The organism is Chitinophaga sp. (assembly GCF_035538455.1).
Taxonomy (GTDB): domain Bacteria; phylum Bacteroidota; class Bacteroidia; order Chitinophagales; family Chitinophagaceae; genus Chitinophaga.
Genome location: NZ_DATLKJ010000186.1, coordinates 1 through 6,634, shown reverse-complemented (window position 1 = coordinate 6,634; position 6,634 = coordinate 1). Strand labels below are relative to the sequence as shown.

At 46.9% G+C, this 6,634-nt stretch carries 5 protein-coding genes; 2 read left to right on the top strand and 3 right to left on the bottom strand.

Annotated elements, in window-relative coordinates; all coding sequences use genetic code 11:
- The coding region (locus tag VM802_RS22430; protein WP_325534786.1) for an exo-beta-N-acetylmuramidase NamZ family protein at window positions 1–1,197 on the top strand (1,197 nt) is incomplete at its 5' end.
- A 145-nt stretch (window positions 1,198–1,342) separates the two neighbouring features.
- Complete coding sequence (gene fmt / locus VM802_RS22425; protein ID WP_325534784.1) at window positions 1,343–2,272, top strand: methionyl-tRNA formyltransferase; 930 nt, start codon at window positions 1,343–1,345, stop codon at window positions 2,270–2,272.
- Between the two features lie 92 nt (window positions 2,273–2,364).
- On the opposite strand, the gene VM802_RS22420 is transcribed toward fmt, so the two are convergent.
- The 3 genes from VM802_RS22420 to VM802_RS22410 all read right to left on the bottom strand — a co-directional run bounded on the left by VM802_RS22420 (window position 2,365) and on the right by VM802_RS22410 (window position 6,575).
- Entirely contained in the window at window positions 2,365–3,330 is a 966-nt protein-coding gene (locus VM802_RS22420; RefSeq protein ID WP_325534782.1) for a LysM peptidoglycan-binding domain-containing protein, read from the bottom strand.
- A 250-nt stretch (window positions 3,331–3,580) separates the two neighbouring features.
- The gene (locus VM802_RS22415) at window positions 3,581–4,987 is read right to left on the bottom strand and encodes a methyltransferase RsmF C-terminal domain-like protein (RefSeq protein ID WP_325534780.1); all 1,407 of its coding nucleotides are present in this window, start codon (window positions 4,985–4,987) and stop codon (window positions 3,581–3,583) included.
- Window positions 4,988–5,030: 43 nt separating this feature from the next.
- Window positions 5,031–6,575 (bottom strand): NAD(P)(+) transhydrogenase (Re/Si-specific) subunit beta, encoded by a 1,545-nt coding sequence (locus tag VM802_RS22410; RefSeq protein WP_325534778.1) that lies wholly within the window; start codon window positions 6,573–6,575, stop codon window positions 5,031–5,033.
- Window positions 6,576–6,634 lie beyond the last annotated feature (59 nt).

Genomic DNA, 6,634 nt, shown 5'->3' with positions numbered 1-6,634 from the left:
AGATTCACCATGTTTTATTATCTTAACATGATGAATCGTTTACTACTGATATGCCTGCTGGTATGTGGTCTTACTACAACCACCCGGGCACAATATTCCACAAACATTATCACGGGTGCAGCTCAGATTTCCCGCTACCTGCCGTTGCTGAAAAACAAGCGGGTGGCATTACTTGTAAACCAGACTGCTACTATCGGCCAGACGCATCTGGTAGATTCGTTATTGAAACTCGGTGTTAATATCCGTAAGATATTCAGTCCCGAACATGGTTTCCGTGGCAATGCCGATGCAGGTGAGAAAGTAAGCAACAGCACCGATGAAAGCACCGGCCTGCCGGTAGTATCGCTCTATGGCCAGCACCGCAAAGCCGATGCAGCCGATCTTGCAGATGTAGATATACTGATCTTCGACATTCAGGATGTAGGCGTCCGCTTCTATACTTACATCTCTTCCCTGCAGGAACTGATGGAGGCCGCGGCAGAAAATCACAAACCGCTTATCATACTCGACAGGCCTAATCCTAACGGTGATTACGTGGATGGGCCCATTCTGGATACCGCCTTCCGTTCCTTCGTTGGCATGCAGCCCGTTCCGGTAGTACATGGTATGACAGTGGGAGAATATGCGCAGATGCTGAATGGAGAACACTGGCTGGCTAAAAAACAAGTATGTAATGTGACTATAATTACCTGTAAAAACTATACGCACCAAACCTTCTATAGCCTGCCGGTACGGCCTTCACCGAACCTTCCGAACATGCCCGCTGTGTTGTTGTATCCGTCACTTTGCTTTTTTGAGGGCACTAACGTAAGCCTGGGGCGTGGTACAGACAAACCTTTCCAGATATTCGGTGCACCTGGTTTTCCCAAACAGGGCTATTCCTTCACGCCCGAAAGCGTACCAGGAGCCAAGAATCCGCCATTAAAAGATCAGCTGTGCTACGGCTTCGATCTCAGCAATGCGCCGGAAGCGGCCCCCGCTAAGAACCGCAGGCTGGAAATAAAATGGCTGCTGGAAGCATATCGCCTGTATCCTGCCAAAGACAAATTCTTCAATAACTTCTTCAATAAGCTTGCGGGCAATGCAGAACTGCAACAACAGATCAGGAAAGGGCTCACGGAAAAAGAGATCCGCAAAAGCTGGGAACCGGGACTGGCAAAGTTTAAAGCCATCCGCGCAAAGTACCTGATTTATTGATTGATTTTTTTATTTAGATATGTCGCTATTTGAAATGCAGCGGAGAATGGTATTTTATAACTAGTAACTAGCAAAACACTACCTCCGCGGCATTTCAAATAACTACATACCTAAATCTCTAAATAAAAAAATAATTTTGCTCCCTATGAATAAAGACCTTCGTATAGTATTTATGGGAACACCCGACTTTGCGGTGGCATCCCTCGACATACTGGTGCAAAACGGATTCAATATCGTGGGAGTAATCACCGCACCAGATAAGCCCGCAGGCAGAGGATTACAGTTACAGGAGAGCGCCGTAAAGAAATATGCAGTCAGCAAAGGACTGCACATCTTACAACCGGAAAAATTGAAAAACCCCGCTTTCATCGAAGAACTTAAAGCGCTGAAAGCAAATCTGCAGGTTGTGGTTGCATTCCGCATGCTACCGGAAATGGTTTGGAACATGCCGTCCGAAGGCACTATCAATGTACATGCTTCCCTCCTTCCCGATTACAGGGGCGCCGCTCCTATTAACTGGGCTATCATCAATGGTGAAAAAGAATCCGGCGCCACCACTTTCAAACTGCAACATGAAATTGATACCGGTGATATTTTATTACAGGATAAAGTAACAATCCGTGAAGATGAAACAGCCGGCGAACTGCACGACGAACTAATGGAAACCGGCGCCAGATTACTACTGAAGACAGTACAGGCGATTGCTTCCGGTGAAGCCAAAGAAACACCGCAAAAACATATTAACGCGGCAGATATCAGACATGCTCCCAAAATATTCAAAGAGACCTGTAAGATCAACTGGGAAGAGCCGCTTGATAATATCTACAATCTGGTGCGCGGGCTTAGCCCTTATCCTGCTGCCTGGACTGAGTTTCAGGGTAAGCAGCTTAAAATTTACAAAGCGCACAAGCAACATACGGCTCCTTCAAAGGTGCCTGGTGAATTTGAAACAGATCAAAAGACTTTCATAAAGATTGCCGCGCCGGATGGCTACCTGATCCTCGATGAGATACAACTGGAAGGAAAGAAGAAGATGGATATTGAGACTTTCCTGAGGGGATATAGATTTATCTGATGATTTTTTTAGATAGTTATGTAGTTATTTAGTTCCTGAAAAGAGATTCCTTGCAAAACATAAATAGCTACATAACTACATAGAAAAAAATACTAATTATTATCGTAGCTAAGTTCGCAATAGAAGCGGTTTTCATTGCTACCCAAAGCCTGCATAGCACTGTCACTCAGCTTAATGATCAATCCTGCATTAGATTTCATCTGTGGAATCACATCCAGTACTTTTGCGTAAATAGCTTTACCATTCAGCGGATTTGTAACCTTGATGATGGTACCACGTGGGGCTGTGTTGTGCAACGCGTAATATTTGCCAACTGCGTTACTCTTGAACCAGGTACCGGGTCCTTTCTCTGTAGCAACTTTTTTGCCACCGTTAGTCTGCTGTTCGTAGAGCTCTTCAAAATCAGCGCTGGCGTTCACTACAGCGGGTTTTGATGTTGCCGGAGGTGGAGGAGCAACAACGGGCGCCGGAGACTCGGTGTTCTGGTGAGGCTCAGACTCTTTATGTACCGGCTCTTTCTTCACTGTTTCTACAGGGGGCGCCGGACGGGGTTCCTCTGCAGCAGGTTTAGGATCTTCCTTCGCTACTGGTGGAGGTGGAGGTACAGCCGCACCGCCGTTGCCTTTCAGGTATCCTACAATAACATAGCTTCCCTTTTTCAGACCATCACCCTGGAAACTGTTCCACTGACGGATATTATCAAGTGGCACTTTATTATAGTTAACGCTGACGCGGTATAAAGTTTCTTTTTCAGCAACCTTGTGATATACCGGCTTACCTGATGCATCCGCTTTCTGAAGAAAGTTGGCGGAGGTAAGCGGAATATGCAGGGAATGGCCCAGTTGTAAGCCCTGGTCCATGGTAATCTTATTGGCGGCAGCTATCTCTTTCGGGGAGATACCATATGCACGACCCAGGCTGTAAAAATTTTCACCTTTTGCTACGGTGTGGGTTATGTAAAGAGCCGGTGAGGTCCCCTGTACCTGCAGTGTGTCCTGCGCATTTACCACTCCTGCACTTAGTCCAAACAAGGCAATTGATAGAATCGTTTTTACCATACTAACTCTTTTAAATGTTGATCTTTTGATGTTCGACATTCAGATCCGCTCTGATCAAAAAAATCTGAAAGATACATTCTTTACTTTTTCGGGCAACGAATATATGCGTTAAAATTGACAATTTAATTTAATAAACAAACGTAAAAACAAACGTTTTGTTGTTGTACAACATCCCCCTTGCATATTGCTCAAACACCTGTCTATATTGCATTTCACAACAACCGGTTCAGGGTACAAATAGCTTCCGGCATTATTCAATACCGGATATATCTTTCAGTATACGGAGTTCTTTCGGATAGTAGTTATTCATACGATTGGGCAGCAGCTTGGCCCATCCAAGGTTCATATCCTGATAGCGCATCAACGCCCACCCTCTCACATCGGTAGTTATTCCCGGATCTTCCTTCTTTAGGTATAACAGTGCCTCTTTCAGGCTAAGTGATATTGCCGGTATATTATCCGATACCACCATGCTTACCGCCAGCTGATGATCTGGGATCAGCTCTTTGGGGCCTGGCTGCCCTGCTTTCACTCCCGCTTTGCGAATATACAACTGTTGCTGTAACAATGTAATTTCCTTTGCCAGCATAGGTGGTAAAATAAGTATATCCTCCTGGTGAGGCAGGTAACTATAGTCTGATGAAGGTTTCAGCCAGGTCAACAATTTGTCGCGGTCTTTTGCTGACAATACCGGCATACGCTGCTCCTTCCATTTACGTGGCGCCTCTCCGCTCCTCTTGCGGAAACAGGCAATGAAGAATCCTTCTCCCTTCAGCTTATCCGGGTAAAAGCGGTAACCGGTACATTTTCGTTTATCCGTAAGCGTTGTAATAATATTCCATTCTTCCGGAATATCCAGCGTGATGTTATCCAGCTCAAAATGCCCTGCCAGCCAATCGAGTATAGCTTCGTCCTCTTCAGCAGAAAACGAGCAGGTAGAATATATCAACACACCGTCTTCTTTCAGTGCCGGCAGTACATCTGCCAGAATCCGCTGCTGACGTTGACTACAGAGGGTCACATTTTCCGGCGACCATTCCGTCACCAGTTCAGGATCGCGACGGAAAAGACCGGAACCGGAGCAGGGCGCATCGATCACCACCAGATCAAAGTACCCGGGAAGACCGGCAAAATCACGTGGATCATTGTTGCTCACCACTACGTTAGCAGCCCCCCAGCGGGTGATGTTATCCGCCAGTAACGCGGCCCTCGCCTTAATCACTTCATTGGCCACCAGCATACTGTCTACACTAATCAACGACTGCAATAACGTGGATTTACCGCCAGGAGCAGCACAGAGATCCAGCACCTTCAACTGGGCAGAGAGGTCAACAGTTGACCGTACCGCATGCTCCAGGAACATCGAAGATGCTTCCTGCACGTAATAAGCGCCGGCATGAAAATATGGGTCGAGTGTAAAGGAAGGTCTTTCCGGAAGGTAATACCCGTTATGATTCCAGGGCACCTTAGCTGCCCCTGCGGGCGACAATGCCTGTAATACAGTCTGCTGCTGCGCTGCTGTAGCTAATTTAAGTGGATTTAACCGCAAGGACGTGATCTTTTCTGCGGCTGCATGCACTGCTTCAAATGAGGTACGGTTAAAACCGGGTAATCCTTCCAAAGATGCGATCAGTGCTGCTGGTAATTGATTTGACAATATCTCTTTTTCCGCAAAAATAGATGAAAAAGCAACAACTCAATTATACCTGTTTTATTTCAGTTAAAAGCTGCTGCAACACCTGCTTGGCATCGCCAAACAGCATGGATGTTTTGGGCTGGAAGAACAGGTCGTTCTCAATACCTGCATAACCGGGTTTCATACTGCGCTTATTAACAATCACAACTTTGGCATTCTCTACTTCCAGTATAGGCATGCCGTATATAGGACTGGCAGGATCATTTTTTGCGGCAGGATTCACCACATCATTGGCGCCAAGTATCAGCACGGCATCTGTAGTGGGTAGTTCTGCATTGGCGTCTTCCATCTCCAGCAGTTTTTCGTAAGGCACATCCGCTTCAGCCAGCAATACGTTCATGTGTCCCGGCATGCGGCCAGCTACAGGATGGATGGCATACTTTACCTCCACCCCTTTTTCTTCGAGCAGTTTCTCCAACTCATGACAGGCATGCTGGGCCTGTGCCACAGCCAGACCATATCCCGGTACGATCATCACTTTATTGGCGTAGGCAAGCACTACGGCTGCATCCGATAGAGAGATCTCTTTATAAGCTCCCTGCTCCTTACCTGCACCGCCGGCGGCCGTTCCGCCACCAAAAGAGCCAATCAGCACATTCTTCAGCGAACGGTTCATGGCCTTACACATCAGGATGGTGAGAATAGTACCTGCAGAGCCTACAAGGATACCTCCAGTAAGCATTACAGGGTTGTTGTAAAGGAAACCGCCACAGGCCGCGGCCACACCGGTAAAGGAGTTGAGCAGTGAGATCACCACGGGCATATCAGCCCCCCCAATCGGCAATACGAACAGGATGCCATAAACCAGTGAAAGCGCCAGCACCAGGTAAAATAACAGTATTGGTAGGGTAAGCGCCGCGTTTTCATATTCACGTGCCCCCTCCATTTTACCGTTGATGATACAGATTTGTATCACTGCCCCTATCAGCAATGCAGCCAGTACCACGAGGTTAACGATATGTTGCCCTTTGAAAGAATAGTCTTTGATCTTTCCGTTCAGCTTACCCCAGGCTATTACACTACCGGCGAAAGAAACTGAACCAATGATCAGCCCCAGCAATATAATCAGCAGACTGCCCCGCACATCAACAATGCTATCAAACAAATGTTGCCCGCCGGTTTCGCCATTGACACGGCGTTGCAGGAGCTCACCCAGTTTTGCAATAATGTCGGTGTTGGCAATCTCAGAGAGGCCATAGGTATGTATCAGATGGTTGAATTCCACTATAGAGATAAGTGCAGCGCAAGCTCCCCCCATACCGTTGAACATGCTGACCATTTCGGGCATAGCGGTCATCTTCACTTTTCTGGCAGATACTACACCTATAACCCCACCGATAACAAGACCTGCAAAGATCCAACCGTAGTTGTGGAGCCGTTGTCCGTTTGTCTGGTATAGGAAGATGGTGCCGAAGATAGCGAGTGTCATGCCCGCAGCCGCTACCAGATTGCCTTTACGGGCGGTATCCGGTTTGCTGAGCATTTTCAGACCGAGAATAAAAGTAACAGAGCCGATCAGGTAGATTAAAGATAATATGCTGGAGGACATTGCATTGAGCTTTTAACTGTGAGCAGAGAATTTTCGTATTTTGGGATTTTGAGATTGGG

Excerpts from the sequence above, each read along its gene's own strand:
- fmt (WP_325534784.1), top strand. The coding sequence starts at position 1,343 with ATGAATAAAGACCTTCGTATAGTATTTATGGGAACACCCGACTTTGCG.
- VM802_RS22420 (WP_325534782.1), bottom strand. The coding sequence starts at position 3,330 with ATGGTAAAAACGATTCTATCAATTGCCTTGTTTGGACTAAGTGCAGGA.
- VM802_RS22410 (WP_325534778.1), bottom strand. The coding sequence starts at position 6,575 with ATGTCCTCCAGCATATTATCTTTAATCTACCTGATCGGCTCTGTTACT.